Origin of the sequence: Leptospira ellinghausenii, assembly GCF_003114815.1 — a bacterium.
GTDB lineage: Bacteria > Spirochaetota > Leptospiria > Leptospirales > Leptospiraceae > Leptospira_A > Leptospira_A ellinghausenii.
In genome coordinates, this window is sequence record NZ_BFAZ01000009.1 from 241167 (window position 1) to 261445 (window position 20279).

The following is a 20279-nucleotide window of genomic DNA, read 5'->3' on the forward strand; positions in this document are numbered from 1 at the left end:
ACACATTTGACTTTTTTGTGGAATTTGTGTCTAAAGAAAGAAAATCAGGAAAGGGAAAAACAATGCGAAGCACAATCACAACAATACTAGCGTTCCTCGTTGCAGGATCACTCAGTGCACAAACCTACACCGTGTTCATCCACGGAAAATCGGACAAAAACCACAATGGTGTGGGAACAACAGACGTAAATTCGTACTGGGGAACCTCTGCGAATACTGTTTCTGGATCCAAAATTTTCATCGGATATGATGGAACTTCTGACCCAAGAACATACGGAACTGCTCGTGCCCAAACAAACATTTCCACAGGACTTACGAATTATTGCAAAGGTGCAAACTCTTGTAAAATTGTATGCCACTCTGCGGGATGTTATGCGATTGAGTTTTGGTTGGCAAATTTGGGATCCACTGCATCTTCGAAGGGTTTCAACCTTACAAAAGTAACTGCTCTTGCAGCTGCTTCAGGTGGATCGGAACTGGCATCCGCTCTTAACGGTGCTACTTTCGGCTTCGGTGGAAACGCAATGGACAAATCACTCATCGTATCCACAGCTCGTGGTGCGTTTAACCATAACAATACGGCTGGAATTCAGATCCACCATGTACCGGGTTACAAAGGTGCGTTTGGACCTTCTGCAATCCTTCCTGGAGAAGATGACTATGCAGTTGCATACCATTCTTCTTGTGGATACAACCGTGCTGGTGGTCTTGACAAATGCCAATCATCTATCGTTAGCGGTAGCACTACTTATACACAATACACAGGACACCTTAGAGCACCGTCTCTAACTGCGACTGGTTTGTATAAGAATCATAGTGAGATCAAAAACGAAGGAACAAGATAATTGTAGGGAAAAAAATACCTAACGATTTTACACGTTAGGTATTAATTCAAAAGCTGAAGGGAAACCTTCAGCTTTTTTTGTTTAGATGAAGTTTCGAATTTGGTTAACCATGTTTGATCACTCCTTGTCTTGACCTACCAATGAACCAATAGTATAACACTGGCACTGCAAATCGGCTAAGAACAGTTGCTGCAATTTCACCAAACATGAGTGAGATGGCTAAACCTTGGAAAATAGGATCAAATAACATCACAAAAGAACCTACCACAACCGCTGAGGCTGTTAGTAACATAGGTCGAAACCGAACTACTCCTGCATGGACTACCGCTTCTTTTAACTCGACCCCTTTTTTAATCTCTCCTTCGATGAAATCAACGAGGATAATTGAGTTTCGAACTATGATCCCAGCTCCTGCGATAAATCCAATCATGGATGTTGCTGTGAAGTAAGCTCTCATCACCCAGTGACCAGGTAAGATCCCAATGAGTGAGATAGGAATCGGGGCCATGATGATGAGAGGCACTGTATAACTTTTAAACCACCCAAGCACAAGCACATAGATGAGTAAAATTACCACGGCAAAGGCACCACCTAAGTCACGAAATACTTCGTATGTAATGAACCATTCTCCGTCCCATTTGATGACAGGTTTTGTTGTGTTCCATGGGACATCTGCAGTTTGTGTATCGTAATGAATTTTTGGTGCTAGTTTTAACATCCCATAAACAGGAGCTTCTTCTTCACCAGAAAGTTCACTCATCACATAATTCACAGGTTTTAGGTTTTTCCGAAAAAGAGCTCGGTCTTCTTCGATGTAAGGATTTCCTAGTACTCTTTCTGAAGAGACAACTCCCGATTCCATTGACATGATGTTCTGGTTTTGGAAAGGAGATTTTGAACTACGTACATTTTGTTTCATGGATAAGTTGATGGAAACTTCTTCTGGTTCTTTTGCCGTTGCCAAACTTACAAGTGGTGATTCAGAAAAGAGTAATGAACCTGTATAGGCAAGTGCGGAAGTTTTGATTCCATATATTCCTGATTTATCAAAATCAATCGGATAAACCATCTTGGGTCTTCCGTTACGTAATGATGTATCCAAATCAACTACACTTGGTTCTTCTTTAAAGATTTTGTAAATCTCCTCAGCTACTTTTTTCCTCTCTGATACACTTGGACCATACACTTCGGCTACCATGGTTGCCATCACAGGAGGCCCAGGAGGGATTTCTAAAACTTTTGTCACGGCGTTGTTTTTTTCACCAAAGGACTTAATCTCCCCTCGTAGTGATTCAATGATCTCATGACTTGAAGCTTTACGATCATTTTTATTCTTTAAGATGATTTGCAGGTCATTCATCGAATCTAAATTTCGAAGAAATGAATGTTTCACCATCCCGGAGAATGAAAATGGAGCTGCTTCTCCACCAAAGATTTGGATCTTTTCTACATTCGGATTTTGTAATAGTGTTTTTGCTAAACCTTCCGATTGGGACATACTTTGTGTTAAAGTTGTTTTCGGTTCATAGTCGATTAATACTTGGAATTCTTCTTTATTATCAAAAGGTAACATTTTGACTTTTACCCATTTGAAAGCTACAAAAGCCATGGAAACTACTAATAATCCAATGGTAATGGCACCAAAGAGACTTGCATTTTTCTTTGTACCTAACAACCAATTAGTGAACTTGATGTAAAGTTGGTCTAATTTGGAAACTTTATGACCCATTTCTTTATCAGAATGAGTATGTGATTCTTTTAATAATCTTACAGATGCCCAAGGAGTGATGACAAAAGCGACTATCAAAGATAATATCATCGCAAGACTTGCACCCACAGGGATCGGTTTCATATAAGGTCCCATGAGTCCTCTTACAAAGGCCATAGGTAAAATAGCAGCAATCACTGTAAAAGTGGCAAGGATGGTAGGGTTTCCCACTTCTGATACGGCAATGAGTGTTGCTCGAATGATTCCTAGTTTAGGATTTTCTTCCAAATGTCGTTCGATGTTTTCCACAACAACGATGGCATCATCAACCAAAATCCCAATGGAAAAAATCAGTGCAAACAGTGTAACTCTGTTTAGTGTATAACCCAGAAAGTAATAAATTGCTAGTGTGAGCGCAAGTGTAACAGGGATCGCAATGGCAACAACAAGTGCCGATCTCCATCCCATCCAAAGTGCAATGAGAATTGTCACTGAAATCGTTGCTATCAACAAATGTTCGATCAGTTCATGGGATTTATCTTCTGCTGTGCTACCGTAATCACGAATGATGCTAAGACTAATTTCTTTTGGTAAATCTTTTTGGAATAATTCTGCCCTTTCAATTAAGTCTTTGGATAAATTGACAACGTTTGTACCTTTCCTTTTGGCAAATACAATCGTTACTGCATTCCGTTTGGATTCACCAAGTGATTTGTCATACAAAACGGAAGACCTTGTTCTTTCTTCAGGCCCTTCCTCAACTTGGGCTAAATCCTGAATACGCACTACTCTTCCACCACGTTGAGCAACCGGTAAGCGTTTCACATCTGCAATATTTCTAAGCACACCCCCAACTTCCATATCGACAACAGATTCCGATGACCAATTTTTCCCGGCTGGGATCAATGCATCATTTTGTTTTAAACTCTCTGCTACTTCAATGGCTGTAACACCAAATCGATTTAATAAACTTGGGTCAACTTTTACTCGAACCGTCTTCTTCAATCCACCTAACATTTGCACACTTGCCAAGTCTGGCGTTGAAGACAATTCTCTTGCTAATGGTCCAACCATTTGTCTTAGTTCATAATCATTTAAAGTTTCTGAACTAAAACTAAGTGCAAGAAAGGGAACGTCATCAATTGAGTAAGATTTTACAATCGGAGACAAAGTATTTTTCGGTAATACAGTTTTTGCTTCCATCAATTTATGATGGATTTTGACTAGAGAAGGTTCAATTGGTTCGCCTACTTTAAATCGCACAGTGATATAACTTCCATGCCACTTACTTGTGGAGTAGAGATATTCAACACCTTCAAGTCCCCAAACTGCACGTTCCACAGGTTCCGTAACTTTCCTTTCTGTTTCTTCTGGTGAAAATCCAGGACTTGGAATTTGGATGTCAATCATTGGGACTGATATCTGTGGTTCTTCTTCTTTTGGAGTTAAGTATACAGCAAATAAACCTAATACTAAACTTGCGATTGCTATAACTGGTGTTAATCTTGAATGCAAAAATGTTTCTGCAAGTTTCCCTGCAAAACCAGCCCTAATTTCTTCCAATGGATTCATTTGTGTCTTCCTTTTTTGAAAATATCGATACTTCCGTTCTCACTTGCAAAAGAGCGATTTCGGTCTCCATTAAAACTCGAGATAATTCTAATGATTTATTTAAAGTCTCTGCAAATTGCATGGCATTGATTGCTCCACTCTGGAATAATCTTTGCATATTGATCACTTGTTCTTCTTGGAATTTCATTGACTCTCTTATGAGTTCCAAAGATTCTTTTAGAGAAATTTCTTTCTGAATTAATGATTTTACGTGTGTCTCTTCTTCTTTTGTTTTTTGTTCTATTTTCTTGAGAGCAGCTTCAGCATTTAACTTAGATTCTTCCACAACTCCCATATCTTTTGGATTGTATAGATTCATTTGAAGATACACACCTGCTTGGTATGCGTTTGATATATTACGACTGCCTTGGTATCCGTATGCTTCAGAATAGGCTCCGATTTTTGGTAAAAACTTGGCCATCTCCATTTCTGCTTTCAGTTTTTCACCTTCTGCATACTTAATTTGTGCATTCATTTGATTGGATCTTTCATATCCAATTGGCCTTTTAAAATACGTATCCAAAAAGACATTAAGGTCTGATTCTACAATCTCCAAATTTGTGGCTGGCAAATCGGATAAAACATATAAAGTATCTTTATAGTCCTTGATTTGTAACTCAGATTGTTTTTCCAATACCGAGATTTGGTTTTTGATCGATTTTAATGCAAGGTATCCTGCATAACCAACTGGGTTTCCTTTATTGCCTAAGGAATAATTAGATTGGAATCGACTCTCGATTTTTTTAATTTGTTCGAGTCTTTTTTGATACTCATATAAACTTTGAATGGCCCGGTAATAAAATCCAGCTTGAGCAAACTCTCTATCTCGAATCGCTAACCATTCAAATTTTAAACCTGTACTTCTTTTTTCATTCATAGCAGCAAAGGTTTTTCCCGATCCACCTTCATACAGTGGCAAATCCATTCCAAGAGTTCCTCTAGAATACTGATGACTGCCTGGATAATTCAATGTATCCTTTGCAAAAAGATTCATTGTATCTGAGTTTAAAGTTGTATAAGGTTGGTTATTCGAATCTAGAAAATTACCTGGCCGATAACGAGTGGATCCAGTTGAAAAATCAGCATCTGTTGCACTCCTTTGGCTTAATTTACCCATAAAGTTAAGAGTGGGATCGTTTGTTTGAAAAGTTCTAAGATCAGCATAAACTCTAGGTAACCAGTGTTTGTCGGACCTATCCTTTGCAATTTCACCAGCTTTCCACTCCAAATATTTGGATTTTCTTGCTGATGAATTTTCTTCGATTCGTTTCCAGAGGTCACTAAACCCGACTCCTTCAGCAGAAAGATAAATCGGCGTGATCAAAAGCAGAAAGCTAGTGAAAAGTTTCATTGGTTTAATCCTTAACCTTTGGTTCTACACCAAGTTTGTTCAAAAGAATTGCCATGGGGCAAAAACCGACGGTTGAAAATACAACCAAATTGATTCCTACAAGTAAGTTCAAAAGGAACCACCAAGGTGAAACATAAGTTCCAAGAGAAACACCTACTAAACTAAAAACTCCAGCGATGAGAAATACCAATCGCTCCAAATACCATGTTTTTGTTGAAGCCAAGAACATTACCATACCCCCTATAGTATATAACCTAAATCCATATATACCCTATGGGGTATATATGGCAAGTATTTTTTGCGGAGTTTTTTAGAAGGAAATGAGAAGATTAAAGGGAAAAGGCAGCTGAAATGGCTTTTTTTACGTCGCTTTCGATGTTTTGAGTGGACTTCTTTTCTTTGAAACAGGTATCCATATATTCATGGATATAAGCTTCTCCGAACTTTTTCATGGCTTGGTGGGCTGCTTTTAGAAGTAGGATCGCTTTTTCACAGTCCTGTTCTTCTGTCACGATGGTGTTTTTGATCGCTTCCAACTGCCCTTGGATACGATTGATGCGATGAATGAGTTTGGTTTGGTTTTCGGAAAGGCTCATACCTACATACCCAGCAGGGTATATCAAAGTTTCAAGTAAAAAAATGACCCCTTTCCCATTTTCAAAATCCCCCATTACAGAACTTCCACAATCACCACCCTACTACGTTTCCAATTTTGGATATTGGTCTGGAGTCACACAATACAACCAAGCAGGCATTCAATTTTTATCAGAGTTTGCAAAACAATGTGGGCTCACAAAAAAAACCTCCATTTTGGAAGTTGGATCGGGCCTCGGAGGGAGTTTACTCTATTGGAAACATTTTTTTAATGCAAAGAAACTTGCTGCTATCAATTTGCCAGGAGAACAGTCAGACTTCGCAAAACAGTTATTTAACGAAAATGGTGCCAAAGTAGATCCTTTTATCGAAGCTGGATGGGAAAAAATGAAAACTCTTCCAGCAAACACATTTGATTTTGTTTTTTCTGTGGATGCAGCCTATCATTTTGAAAATTTAGAAGCGTTTTATCGCCAATCCTACCGTGTTCTAAAACCAGGAGGGAAATTAGTTTTCAATATTTTTCATTCTGACAAGAGTGTAAGAATTTCATTTCCCATCTTACTAAAATTGTTCCTGATTCCACCGAACCAAATCAAAACAGAGAATGAAACAAAAAAAGAATTAGAAACCATTGGCTTTACGATCGAAAAACACTTAGATTGGACAAAACCAGTCATCGAAGGATTTATACAAAATTCCAATCAAATGAAATTGTCACTTCGTTTGTTTGGATTTGTTTTACAAAAAATCACAAAATCATTAGGTCTTACTTACCACTACTATGTAATCAAAAAATAACTATCTCTGAATGATCGTATCTACCGTTTGATTTAAAATTTTAGAAACTACTTGTAGTGCTGATTTAGCTCCAGCTTCCAACAATGGAATTCCATACAAAGAATAAGAACCACATAACCAAAGATTACAATTAGTTTTTGCATGTAAGGCAGATATACGTTCGATCGCTCTTCCCGTTCGATCATCCATGACTGGTCTTTCAAATTTTGCTAATTTTAAAACATCATTTTGATGAGGCATTTTATGTGGGTTCCAGGTTTGGAAAACTTTTTTGCCTTTTAATTCAGGGATGATTCTACCCAAATCCAATGTAACTTCAGGTTTATCATAACCATCTCGGATATTAAATACTAAAGATACTTTAGGGTTCTTAAAATAAGTCGGATCCGTATGTAAAACAACATCACTTGCTTCATAACGAAATTCATTTAGAATCTCTTTTTCTTCATCGTAACCTTTCCCAAGTATACTTTTTGCATGATTGGCTTGGGTGGAAAGGATGACATGATCAAATTCTTTTTCTTCCGTCTCGAATTGAATGATGGTTTTGGAATTCTTTTTATAAATTTGTTTTATATTTGCATTCAAATGGATGTGTTTTAATCCCGAAGTGAGGCGATTGACAACATCTCGAGTGCCGAATTTTGCTGTCTCTTGAGGAGTGTAAGAATAACCTCTGGAATGGTATCCAATAATCGTTTCCGCAGGATAAAGGGCAACTGTTTCCGTTTTACAAGTATTTACTAAAGCAAAGGTAGGCAATAAAAACTCATAAATGAATTCATTTGAATAATGATATTTCTTTAAAAAATCTAAAATGGTAATGTTTTGTTTTTCGTTTTTCCAATCTGTTTTCGAATTAGTATAAAACTTCAATAAATCAGAAAAAATAAGCCGACCTTTTTTGGATAAAAAAACATCTGCGGTTGGAAACCCAAAATGATTCCCAAATATATTTTTGGAAAAAAATCCAAAAACAACTTCATCACTGGAATCAACCCGAAAAGAATAATCAACGACTCTGGTTTGAATTTTTGCTTTATCGTATACTTGGAACAAAGTTGGATAATAATCTCTTTTGATTGTTCGAAATGGAATATCAAACTCAACTTCATTTCCATTGATCATTTGTTTGGCGCCAAATGCTGCCATCCCTACTTCAGGGTGTTTCTCATATAACGAAACATCCAAAAATTTGTTTAAAGCCCAAGATGCAGTTAATCCAGTAATTCCTGATCCAATGACTGCAATCACTTCATACTTCCTGTTTTTAAAAATTGAACATGCCATGATAATGCATTTTCTAAGTCATGGGGTGTGTGTTTGCCTTTTGAAACTTTGAGTGCATTTTCGTAATACGCTCTCAATTTATCTCTGTAGATAGGATGAGCACATTTTTCAATGATGAGTTCCGCACGTTTTTTGGGAGGACATCCTCGTAAGTCTGCTAATCCATTTTCCGTCACAAAAATCATTGTTGAATGTTCGTTATGATCTGTATGAGAGACCATTGGTACAATCGCAGAAATATTCCCATCTTTTGCAAGTGAAGGTGTCATAAAAATACTCAAATGAGAATTTCTAGTAAAGTCCCCTGAACCACCGATTCCATTCATCATCGATGTACCCATCACATGTGTTGAATTTACATTCCCATAAATATCAATTTCGATCGCTGTGTTCATTGCGATGAGTCCCATTCGACGAATGACTTCCGGATGATTTGAAATTTCTTGTGGCCGAATGACAAATTTAGATTTCCAAGCTGAAATATTTTCATGAAATCTTTTTAGACCTAACTCTGAAAAGGTGAGCGCAGAAGTAGATGCTATTTCTAATTTCCCTGCATCAATCAAATCAAATACAGAATCTTGTACCACTTCTGTATACATTTGGATCGCATGGAATTTTGAATCTTTTGCCATACTTGCAAGTACGGCGTTTGCAATATTCCCAACTCCATTTTGGAAAGGTAGATACTCTTTTGGGATCCTACCCATTTTGATTTCGTGTTGGATGAATTCCAAAACATGAGAAGCTATATTTTGACAATCAGCATCAGGTGTTTTGAATACAGTAGCTGCATCAGGTTTACTGGAACGAACGATCCCTTTGATTTTTTCAGGTGGAACTTGGACAAAAGGTTCACCCACTCGATCGCTAGGATTGATAATAGGGATTGGTCCACCTTTCATATGATGACTTGGTAGATAAATATCGTGATATGACTTTAGTTCAAGAGGATGGGTATCTGTGAGTTCGATATAAATTGATTCCGCATTTTTTAAGTATGTTGCACTCATCCCGGAAGAAGTAGATAAATAAATTTTTCCATCAGTTGTTACATCAATCGCTTCCACTAATGCTACATCAATTTTTGGTAAAATCCCATGTTCAATGTATTTCACGACATGAGAAAGGTGCATGTCTATAAAATCTGTTTCCCCTTGGTTGATTAAATTACGTAAATGTGGATTGGATTGGTATGGAATACGTAATTTTAAAGCACCAGTTTTCGCCAATGCTCCATCTAATTCTTCACCAGTGGAAGCACCTGCATACAAATTGATAGAAAATGACATCCCTGATTTTTTTTCTTCTTCGATACGTTTTGCAAAGGCAACAGGGATAAGTTTAGGGTAACCTGCGGGAGTAAAACCGGAACAACCCAAGGTAACATGATTTGGCAATAATAGGGCGATTTCTTCTGCAGTTTTAAGTTTTTCTTCAATTAAGGAATTGGTTACAGTCATAAATGATAAATCTCTTCTTAGACCAAAGATAAAGAGATTGCCTAAAAATAAAAAGTCCAAATTCTGAACGTATGGATTTTCTCTTATATTTCTATTCAGTGTTATTTGGAATCATTCTGATTGCTCCCTTTTTGGTATTCTATTATCGATTCCAGGTTGATGAGTCTCCCTTTGGCAAAGAGATGGATCCACAGTTACGAGCCATTTATGAGAAAAAAAATAACTTATTAGATTCGTTAAAAGACATCCGATCCGATTTTGATTCCGGAAAGCTGACTGAAGAAGAATTTCAAACTCAATCCATCCCTTATATTGAAGAGTTAGAATCGGTTGAGTCTACATTAATGGAAAAGAGTAAAAATTTGGTTATATTAGAACAGCCTAAGATTAACAAAGATTGGACATGTTCCAATTGTGGATCTTTTGTTTCTGTTCCAAATGCAAAATTTTGTCCTAACTGTGGGACAAGTCGATTGGCTTAATTCCACCTAATTTGAGTTAGAGAATTGCATGTCATACAAACGTTTGTATTTTGAATTTGGAATTTGCAAAAGTTCTGTGTGACTACCACTCTCTACAATTTCGCCATTTTCTAAATAATAAATTGTATCAGCAATTTTTACTGTGGATAAACGGTGAGCTATTATGATTACTGTCTTGTTTTCATACAATCGAACAAATGCTTGTTGGATTAATCTTTCTGATTCTGTATCCAATGCGGATGTCGCTTCATCTAAGATCAACACTTCTGGATTGGCGAGTAAGGTTCGTGCAATCGATATCCTTTGCCTTTGACCTCCAGACAACATAACACCCCTTTCACCAACGATTGTATCGTATCCTTCTTCAAAAGATTCTATGAATTCAGAAGCAAATGCATCCTCTGCTGCTCTTCTGATTTCTTCTTCCGTCGCATCAGGTTTTCCATAGGCAATGTTTTCACGGATGGATCCATTAAATAAAAAAATATTTTGGGAAACAACACCGATTCTTTTGCGTAAATTATCCAAACTTATATCTTTGGCATTTACATCATCCCAATAGATACCACCTTCAGTGGGATCAATCAACCTTGGTAATAAATCGACTAATGTAGATTTACCTGCTCCAGAAGAACCAACAATCGCAATCGTTCCTCCTTTTGGTAATGTCAGATTGATATTTTTTAAGGCGTATAAATCTGTATTTGGATAAAGATAAGTAACGTTTTTATAAGTAATGGCATGACTCAAACTCCCCAACGGTTTTGGGGAAGTTGGTTCTTTGATGTCAACCTCACGTCCCAATATTTCAAAAACTCGATCACTTGCAATCACTGATGCTTGAATCAAGTTTACTAAAATACTCATCTGTTTGAGTGGACGCATTAGAAAAATCAAAGTTAGAAAAAATGCTATGAACATACCTTTGGAAAAACTTGCGTCTTCCAATAAATATGCTCCAATACCTAAAAACACCATCGTTACTACAGAACCAGATAACTCGGTTAAGGCGGGACCAATTTGATGATAAAAATGAGTTTTAAATGTTTTGTCTGATAAGTTTTGATTAACTTTAAAAAATCTTTCAGCTTCCTTATCTTCCATTGAAAAAGCACGAATCACACGTATTCCCGAAATCACTTCTTGTAAGTCACCATTCAGTTCCGATAATTGTTCCTGTTGGTTTTTCGTTGTCCTTCGAATTCGGTCTGCAAAAGTACTAACAGGTCCTACAATGAGTGGGATCACAATAAAAAGCAAAAAAAACAATTTCCAACTTAACACAAGTAAAATGATTAAATGTGTGATGATATAAAAAAAATCGTTAATTGCATCTTTTAGATCGTTTGATACAACTTTGCCAACAATGTCAACATCGTTGATCACACGACTCATCAGTACTCCAGTTTTTTCTCTATAAAATTCATTGAGGGGTAACATTTGGAGTTTTTTGTAAAGTGCTTGTCTTAGGTCTTTGACAGCAAGTAATCCTGCTGAGTTAACAAAGTATACAGTGCCGGCAAGGCATAATAATTTCAAAAAGTAGATAGGAAGGATAATCAGACAAAAGAGATAAACCAAATCATCAGGTTTTTTCTCTGCAAGTTCGGAATTTGTTTTTTCCTTTAAATTTGCAAATTGCCATTCCCAATAGGTTAACCCCTGTAAACGATCTGGATTTTTGTATTCACCTAAAAGTGATTGGTCTTTTTTTGTAAGAGCAATTTGGAATTTATAATTTTCTCCAGAACCTAAGGAATCAAAGATGGGAATGAGTGAAGTGAGAGAAGCCCCGTTAAAAATAGAAACAAATATAGACAGAAAAACTCCAAGGCTGAGTCTGTATTTGTATTTTGCCAAATATGGCCAAAGTTTTCGGTAAATCTTCACGTATGAGAACCTTATCCCTCGTTTTCTTTCTCTTGTCCCTCACTTTTTGTGGAAAAGACAAACAGGAGTTTGCCATCCAAATCGCCTTACCTTCGGATCCAGCCCAATTGGATCCTTTGTTTTGTACGGATTTAACATGCCAAAAGTTAGCTAGGTTCCTCCACCAGGGACTTTTTAAGGCAGAACAAAATGCTTATGTTTCCCCTTGGATCCAGAAAACCCAAAAACATGTGAGTCCCACAGAGGGAATCCTGGTGGTTCAGTTACGAACAACGGCCCCTCCCATTGAAGACATCCACTTTAGTTTCACTAGGTTAATCCAAGAATCCTATCCAAGAAAAGAAGATTACCGTTTTCTCAAATCGGTTCATATCGTTTCCCCATCGCAATTAGAGTTTCGATTCCAAAAAGGAACTACCGATTCAGAATGGAAAGAGAAGTTCAGCTTACCATTTGCATCCATCATTGGGAAAAAAGAATGGGAACAAAATCAGTTAAAAACTTATGGAGATTACAAACTCATTGAATGGAAAAAAAATGAATTTATCAGTTTAGTTTTACAAAAAAAGAAAACAAACAACCTTCCTGAGTCCATCCGTTTTCTCATTTTACCACAATCCACTACTTCCTTATTTTTATATCGCAAATCAAAACTAGATGCATTCAAACTATCAGATTTTTTACTCTCTATCCCTGAAGCCACTTCTCAATTCACTCTGACAAAAAAAGGAAGATCCGTACAGTATGTAACCATCAATCAATCAAACCCATGTTTTGACATTCACTTCCGCACCGCATTAAACTTAAGTATTCCCAGAGAAGTGATCATCAAAAAATTGTTGGAAAACCATGCAGACTTAACTTATGGTCCGATCCCAATTCCCTATTTAGAAAAACTAAATCTCCATCTGAAGCAAAACGATATCACTTATAACAAAGAGAAGGCAATTTCTGAACTTAAACAGTCAAAGTGTTATCCTAATATTTTAACGAAAGAAATCGACTTTCGAATGAGAGGAGATGATGAAAACCAAACAAAAGGTAGAGCCATTAGACAAGCATTAGCCGAAATTGGATTAAATATTAAACTAAAGCCAATGGAAAAAGCACCGTTGTATAAGGAAAATGGAGAAGGTAAAGGTGACCTAACGCTACTTACTTGGTATTCAGACTATGACTCTGTTTGGAATTTTTTAGACCCCGTTTTCCATCCATATAAAATTGGGAATGGAGGGAATAGGTCCTTTTATCAAAATCAAATGGTTGGTACGATTTTAAACAAACCAAATCGAAACCTTTCTGATGCCAAACAAGTGATCGAAATTGTCACACAGGAAAAACCTTGGATCTTTTTATGGTCGATCCAAGAAAATTACTTAGTCTCTAAGGATTTTCTTCGTTATAACGAACTCGCCGATTATCTATAAGAGGAGGCTCCAATTCAACTGAATCAACTGCTGCTGGTTGTGTTTTTGATCCATCTGCATTATAAGTTGAAATCTCAAAATCATCCTCTTCCAAATTATTTGGCTGTGAAATAGAATTTGGTTGTGGTTCCGATTTGTTAAATCCGATACGTTTGGGAGGTAAATCGCCTATATAATAATACTGAGCATACAGAGGCACTTTACAAATATACTCGGGATTATTTTCAATGAGTGTGCCATCATCAGCACAAACATCCACCTTCACGAAATCACCAACAAAACTTGGAATGAGTTGGTTTCCCATTCCTAATTTGGTTTTCACATTTTGAATGTATCGATACCAGATTCCACCAGATACTCCAGAACCGGAGCCAGGAAAAGGTGCACCTTCATCATGGCCCACCCAAACAACTGTTACATTTCTTGGAGTAAGACCCGCGAACCAAACGTCTCTAACCCCTTTCATACCTTTCCATTTCGATGATTTGAGTTTAGGAGATTGGACTGTCCCTGTTTTCCCTGCATACAAAAATGGTTCCCCTTCTTTGCGTTTAAGGGTCATCGTTCCTTCTTCTGTGAGTACTGACTGTAACGTGTTGATCGCCATTGCACAAGCAACTGGATCTAATATCTGTTCTGCGGCTTCATTGGGGATCGTATTATAAAACTCGTTCCCATCCATATCTGTGATTTTGATAATTTTTCTAGGAGTGACTCGTCTCCCGCCATTCATGAGCGTAGCATAAATGGTTGATAATTCCATTGGACTCAGTTCCCCGGAACCAAGGGCCAGTGAAAGATTCCGTTGGAATCTTTGTTCTGCTTCCTCTTCTGGAATCGATAAAATCGCACTTAATTTTTGAATGAAATACGAAATCCCAACTTCATGTAATAATTTGACAGAGACAGTATTGACTGATTGTGCTAAAGCTTGGCGAACAGTTATCTCACCTTTATAACCTTTATACCAGTTTTTTGGTGAATAACCTGAAATATCTAATTTCTCATCTTTGATTTTTGAGGATGGATTTACGATTCGTTTTTCAAAGGCCAATGCATATACCAAAGCTTTGATTGTAGATCCAGGTTGACGTTTTGCTTCTTCGGCACGATTAAAACGAAACACATTGGAAATTTTATACCCTCCCACAAGTGCTTCTACATCTCCTGTTTCTGGATCTAAAGAGATCATCGATCCACTGAGTTGTGGTAAAATTCCTCTTGTAACTTCCGCTAAATCAGCCTTACCTTTACTTTGATACTCTAACTCTTGTTTGGAGAGATCTGCTCGAACTGAATCAACTCCAATTCTTAATGCTTCTTCTGCAAACCTTTGTTTTTCTAAATCTAAAGTAGTATAAACAAGAAGTCCTCTTTCTTCCAAATCCTCATTGGAAAACTTTTCGAGAATAAACCTTCTGATCTCAGCATTAAAATCTGGAGCTAAATTAACACGAAAGTCTTTATCCGCTCCGTATTTCCCAATTTCGCTTGAATACTTTGGATTCCCATCTTCATCTTTCGATTCTTTCACTTTATAAATAGTTCGAAATCGTTTTAAATTGACTTCAATAGAGTCAGAAAACTTTACAGGGATATCTTTTTGCGAAGGATGAAGTTCTGGATTTCGCGCCATGTCATATAACACTCGTTTTTGGCGAGAAAGTGCAATTCCTAAATTCCGAACTGGGTTATATACACTTGGTGCAGGAATGATCCCCACTAGAAGTGCCGCCTCTTCAGGACTAAGTTCCGATGCAGGTTTTCGAAAATAATATCTGGCCGCCTCTTCCACGCCAGTATTCCCTTCTCCCAAAAAAATTTGGTTCAGATACATTGCCAATATTTCTTCCTTCGAATATTGGCTTTCGATATAAAATGTACAATATAATTCAGTAAGCTTATTGAATAAATTCCGTTTTCCCAGATTGAGAGTTAATTTTGCTAACTGCTGTGAGATGGTGGATCCACCTTGCGACAACCTAAATTGGACTAAGTTTGTAACAACAGCACGTAATATTGCTGTGTAATTAATACCGGAATGGGAAAAAAATTCTCTATCTTCAGAGGAAAGTACTGCCCAAACGATCACATTATGTTTTCTCAAATTATCAGTTCGAATCGGGCGAAAATTACGACGATAAAATTCACCCATCACTTTTCCACTTCGATCTAGAATTTTTACGGACTTAGGTTGGAAACTATCATAAAAATTGGATACTTCAGATCTGTATTTCTCTAATGATTTATGTACCCTTGTTTCTTCGCCAGACCAAACGACGTATGCACCAGCTAAGAAGAAAAAACTAAGAAAAACTCCAACAAGGAATCCAATTGTCAAAACTTGGTTTTTTTTCTTCCATAACAATCGCAAAATATCGATTAGATGACCATACAATACTTCTAAAATCAAATAAAAGGAATTATTTTTATAGTTCATTTTTTCTTACTCTTTGTTTTAGGAAAAACCAATGATTCCACTTCTTCAAATCGAGTGACAGGATAGAAGGTAACACCCCTTTTCACGTAATCAGGGATTTCTTGGAATGCTTTTTCATTATCTTTTGGAAAGATGATTTTCTTAATTCCAACTCGTTTGGCGGCTACAATTTTTTCGCGTAATCCACCAATTGCCAATACTTCACCAGTTAACGTTAACTCACCTGTCATACCAAAACCTGGGTTTATGATACGATTTGAGACAAGAGATAATATGGCTGTTGCCATTGTGATCCCAGCACTTGGACCATCTTTGGGAGTTGCACCATCTGGTACGTGTAAGTGGATTGCTTTTTTCTCAAACAAGGCATCGTTATTCAAATAATTTTTCACAAATGACAAAGCAATGTTAGCGGACTCTTCCATCATTTTTCCCATTTGTCCAGTGAGAGTCAAACCACCTTTACCAGGAATGAGGACAGCTTCAATGAGTAGTGTTGATCCACCTGCATTCGTCCAAGCAAGGCCAAGAGCCGTTCCTGGAACTTTTGGAATTGTCATACGGTCATCAACAAAAGGAGGAGGTCCTAAATATTCGACCAAATCTTTTTCACGGATTTCTTTGGAATACTTTTCCTTTAACACTTGTTTTAGGGCAAGTTTACGAACCAATTTATCGAAAGTTTTTTCAAGTCCACGTAGGCCCGATTCTCTCGAATAGGAGTTGATGAGATGGCTCACTGTTTCCTTTTTCATAGAAAACAAATCTGGATTTAATCCATTTTTGATAAAGATTTTACTCCACAAATACTTCTGAAAGATTTGTACCTTTTCTTCTGTGATATAACCAGAAAGTTGGATCACTTCCATACGATCGAGTAAAACTCTTGGGATGGGTTCAAAGGTATTGGCAGTGGCAATAAAAAGTACATCCGACAAATCAAACGGAAGATCTAAGTAATGGTCTCTAAAATTAAAATTTTGTTCTGGGTCAAGAACCTCAAGAAGAGCCGCTTGTGGGTCTCCTTGGTAACCTTGTGACATCTTATCAATCTCATCGAGTAAAATGACTGTATCTCTTTCTTTGGTGATCTTCAGTGCATTGATGAGTTTACCCGGCATCGCACCAATATAGGTTCTCCTATGGCCTTTGATCTCTGCCTCATCTCTCACACCACCCACAGAAAAACGGTAAAACTTTCGACCGAGTGCTTCTGCAATGGATTTTGCAATTGAAGTTTTTCCAACGCCAGGAGGTCCTACTAAACAAAGAATAGAACCTTTACTTTTGGGATTTAATTTGTGAACCGCTAAGAATTCTAAAATCCTTTCTTTTACATCTTCTAACTTATGATGGTCACGGTTTAAAACTTTTTTGGCATGGAGTAAGTTGATATCTTTTACCACTGGTTTTTCCCAAGGAAGGCTATCCACCAAATCCAAATAATTCCGAATGACATTGTAATCACTTGAAATAGGATCTGAATTTTTGAATTTATCAATCTCTCTTTCCACTTCGACTATAATCTCTTCCGCAACAGGAATTGATTTCAAACGAGCGAGAAGTTTATCATATTTTTGTTCAGTTTTGTCCTCACCAACACCTAACTCTTGTTGTATAGCCTTCAGTTGTTCTCGTAGGAAAAATTGTCTTTGTTGGTTATCAATTTTATCATTGATTTGTTCTTGGATTTTTTTCTGTAAAACGACTAACTCGATTTCCTTTTTCAAAAAAAGTAATACTTTTTCGAGTCGATCATTGATTGGGATGGCTTCAATGACAGATTGGTATTCCTCTTTTTCTAAATTGAGAATGGAACAAACAAAATCAGCCATCTTGGCTGGTTCATTCACATTCATCATGGTTAACTTCATATCTTCTGTGAATAAAGGATTGTTTTGTGCGAGTTCTTTAGTCAAAATCAGTAATGTTCGCATTAATGCCTTGATGTTATTTTTACTTGTACCCAATTCTTCTTCTGGGTAACTCACATTGGCAATTAACATTGGTTCTTTGGTATGAATCGAATTGATTTTAAAACGTTGGATCGTATTCACCAAAATATTCATCCCACCGTCTGGTAAGTTGATTTTTTTTAAAATCCTAGCAACAACACCGATTTGGAAAATATTATCTTCAGATGGAAGTTCAGATTCATCTTCCTTTAGCAAGATAAGACCTAAGAATCCAGCACCTTTGGAAGACTCTTCAATGGACTGAATGAACCTACCCGGAGGAACGATAAGAGGTGTAATGATACCAGGGAAAACAGGTCGTACTTTGATCGGAAGTAAAAAGATCTGTTTCGGTAAAGTATCTTCTAGTCTTGCCAATTTGGTTGGGTTTTCCCAAAATTCATTTGTTTCCAATCCGTATCCTTCCTTATGATTCGATTTTATCTGGGCCGAGTGCTAACATTTTGTCACGAAACATAGCAGCTTTTTCAAAATCCAAATCTTGAGCATAACGTAACATCTCTCGTTTTAATGCTTCACGTAACTTGTCTTTGGTTTTGTATTTCTTCAATGTAAATTCTTTTTCTAAATCTTTTAAGGCTTCTTCTTTGCTATCTTCTTCCGCCATCTCTCGTGGAAGGATATCATGAATTTCCTTTTGGATGGTTTGTGGAGTGATCCCCATCTTTTGGTTATGCGACTTTTGGATCAATCTACGTCTCTCGGTTTCACTGATTGCTTTTTTAATGGAATCAGTCATTCGATCCGCATACAAAATTGCCTTTCCATTTACGTTCCTTGCAGCACGACCAATGGTCTGAATCAAAGATTTGTAATTTCGCAAAAACCCTTCTTTATCGGCATCAAGGATGGCAACAAGTGACACTTCGGGAATATCCAAACCTTCTCGGAGTAAATTGATCCCGACTATACAATCATAAACACCTTTTCGTAAATCTCGGATGATTTCCGTTCGTTCGATTGTATCAATTTCTGAATGTAAGTAGGCGATCTTTAGACCCACTTCTTTGTAATAGTCAGTTAAATCTTCTGACATTTTTTTTGTCAAAGTGGTGATAAGGATTCTTTCTTTTTGCTCAATTCGCAAACGAATTTCATTGAGTAAATCTTCAATTTGATTGGTGGTTGGCCTTACTTCCACAATTGGGTCAAGAAGACCCGTTGGGCGAATGATCTGTTCAAAAACTGCTTCACTTTTCTCGAGTTCGTTTGTATCGGGAGTGGCAGACACATACAAAGTCCTCGGTGTCATGGATTCAAATTCCACAAAGTTAAGTGGTCGATTGTCAAGGGCACTTGGAAGGCGAAAGCCAAACTCCACTAACGTTTGTTTTCTGGACCTATCACCTGCATACATACCACCAATTTGCGGAAGTGTTACGTGTGACTCGTCAATGATGAGTAAAAAATCTTTTCCAGGAAAATAATCGAGTAAACATGCAGGTCTTTCCCCTTCCGAACGTCCTGTCAAATGCCTCGAATAGTTTTCGATCCCACTACAATAACCAAGTTCAAGTAACATTTCCATATCATAGTTTGTGCGAGATTCGATCCGTTCGGCTTCTAAGTGTTTTCCTTGTTTTAAAAAATACTCTTTTTGGGCCGCCATCTCCTCTTTGATTTTTTCAATGGCATCTTTAATTTTTGGGCCTGAAGTGATGAAGTGTTTTGCAGGGTAAACAACCACTCGGTCTAGTTTGGTTTTGACCTTTCCTGTGAGTGGATCAATTTTGGAAAGTCCATCAATTTCATCACCAAAGAGTTCGATGCGAATTCCCTCTTCTTGATAGGATGGCATAATTTCAATCGTATCTCCGCGAACTCGGAAATTCCCACGACTAAAATCAATATCATTACGTGCATATTGGATGTGTAAAAACTTACGAATGATTTGGTCACGATCGATTTTATCACCCACATGTAACATGACAACCGAGTTCATATAATCTTCAGGAGAACCCAAACCATAAATACAAGAAACGGAACTGACGATGATGACATCATCGCGCTCTAAAAGACTAGACGTCGCACGTAACCTGAGTTTATCGATCTCTTCATTCATCGACATATCTTTTTCGATAAATGTATCCGATGATGGCACGTAAGCTTCAGGTTGGTAATAATCGTAATAAGATACAAAATACTCTACGGCATTTTCAGGAAAAAATTCCTTAAACTCACGAAATAATTGTGCCGCCAAGGTTTTGTTATGAGATAATATCAGTGTAGGTTTTTTGACACGTGTGATGACCTCAGCCATCGTAAAGGTTTTCCCTGAACCAGTGACACCCACAAGGGTGATTTTATTTTTACCTTCACCGAATGACTTCGCAATATTTTCAATTGCTTTCACTTGGTCTCCGGCAGCTTTGAAAGGAGAAACCATTTTGAAATTTGCCAT

General features: G+C 37.3%; 14 protein-coding genes. 4 read left to right on the forward strand and 10 right to left on the reverse strand.

The window, feature by feature from the left end; all coding sequences use genetic code 11:
* Window positions 1-62: 62 nt before the first annotated feature.
* Window positions 63-845, forward strand: coding sequence for a hypothetical protein (locus tag DI076_RS09605; RefSeq protein ID WP_108960889.1), 783 nt, complete (start codon window positions 63-65; stop codon window positions 843-845).
* A 103-nt stretch (window positions 846-948) separates the two neighbouring features.
* Here the strand turns inward: DI076_RS09605 and DI076_RS09610 are convergent, their stop codons facing one another.
* From DI076_RS09610 to DI076_RS09625, 4 genes are all read right to left on the reverse strand, one after another.
* Entirely contained in the window at window positions 949-4125 is a 3177-nt protein-coding gene (locus DI076_RS09610) for an efflux RND transporter permease subunit (RefSeq protein WP_108959704.1), read from the reverse strand.
* A complete protein-coding gene (locus DI076_RS09615; RefSeq protein WP_108959705.1) occupies window positions 4103-5515 on the reverse strand; it encodes a TolC family protein in 1413 nt (470 codons plus the stop codon). The genes DI076_RS09610 and DI076_RS09615 overlap by 23 nt, the downstream gene beginning before the upstream one ends.
* 4 nt (window positions 5516-5519) lie before the next feature.
* Window positions 5520-5744: a YgaP family membrane protein gene (locus DI076_RS09620; protein ID WP_108959706.1), complete on the reverse strand. Its 225-nt coding sequence runs from the start codon at window positions 5742-5744 to the stop codon at window positions 5520-5522.
* A gap of 100 nt (window positions 5745-5844) precedes the next feature.
* Window positions 5845-6111, reverse strand: coding sequence for a metal-sensitive transcriptional regulator (locus DI076_RS09625; protein WP_108960890.1), 267 nt, complete (start codon window positions 6109-6111; stop codon window positions 5845-5847).
* 43 nt (window positions 6112-6154) lie between these two features.
* On the opposite strand from DI076_RS09625, the gene DI076_RS09630 reads away from it, so the two are divergent.
* Window positions 6155-6910, forward strand: a complete 756-nt coding sequence (locus tag DI076_RS09630; protein ID WP_108959707.1) for a class I SAM-dependent methyltransferase — start codon at window positions 6155-6157, stop codon at window positions 6908-6910.
* Here the strand turns inward: DI076_RS09630 and DI076_RS09635 are convergent, their stop codons facing one another.
* Window positions 6911-8164 (reverse strand): NAD(P)-binding protein, encoded by a 1254-nt coding sequence (locus DI076_RS09635; protein ID WP_108960892.1) that lies wholly within the window; start codon window positions 8162-8164, stop codon window positions 6911-6913.
* Complete coding sequence (gene scpC, locus DI076_RS09640; protein ID WP_108960891.1) at window positions 8161-9663, reverse strand: succinyl-CoA:acetate CoA-transferase ScpC; 1503 nt, start codon at window positions 9661-9663, stop codon at window positions 8161-8163. The genes DI076_RS09635 and scpC overlap by 4 nt, the downstream gene beginning before the upstream one ends.
* Before the next feature lie 71 nt (window positions 9664-9734).
* On the opposite strand from scpC, the gene DI076_RS09645 reads away from it, so the two are divergent.
* Complete coding sequence (locus DI076_RS09645; RefSeq protein ID WP_108959708.1) at window positions 9735-10145, forward strand: zinc ribbon domain-containing protein; 411 nt, start codon at window positions 9735-9737, stop codon at window positions 10143-10145.
* A 6-nt stretch (window positions 10146-10151) separates the two neighbouring features.
* Here DI076_RS09645 and DI076_RS09650 read toward each other — a convergent pair whose 3' ends face one another.
* Window positions 10152-12035 carry an ABC transporter ATP-binding protein gene (locus DI076_RS09650; RefSeq protein WP_108959709.1) on the reverse strand — a complete coding sequence of 628 codons (1884 nt, stop codon included), beginning with the start codon at window positions 12033-12035 and terminating at the stop codon, window positions 10152-10154.
* A gap of 2 nt (window positions 12036-12037) precedes the next feature.
* Between DI076_RS09650 and DI076_RS09655 the strand changes: the two genes are divergently transcribed.
* A complete protein-coding gene (locus tag DI076_RS09655) occupies window positions 12038-13462 on the forward strand; it encodes an ABC transporter substrate-binding protein (RefSeq protein ID WP_108959710.1) in 1425 nt (474 codons plus the stop codon).
* Here the strand turns inward: DI076_RS09655 and DI076_RS09660 are convergent.
* From DI076_RS09660 to uvrB, 3 genes are read right to left on the reverse strand one after another with little or no spacing between them, the layout of a single operon-like run.
* Window positions 13419-15902 (reverse strand): transglycosylase domain-containing protein, encoded by a 2484-nt coding sequence (locus DI076_RS09660; protein WP_108959711.1) that lies wholly within the window; start codon window positions 15900-15902, stop codon window positions 13419-13421. The two genes, DI076_RS09655 and DI076_RS09660, sit on opposite strands and share 44 nt — an antisense overlap.
* The gene (lon, locus tag DI076_RS09665; protein WP_108959712.1) at window positions 15899-18271 is read right to left on the reverse strand and encodes an endopeptidase La; all 2373 of its coding nucleotides are present in this window, start codon (window positions 18269-18271) and stop codon (window positions 15899-15901) included. Before lon ends, DI076_RS09660 begins: the two co-directional genes overlap by 4 nt.
* Before the next feature lie 13 nt (window positions 18272-18284).
* Window positions 18285-20279, reverse strand: a complete 1995-nt coding sequence (gene uvrB, locus DI076_RS09670; protein WP_108959713.1) for an excinuclease ABC subunit UvrB — start codon at window positions 20277-20279, stop codon at window positions 18285-18287.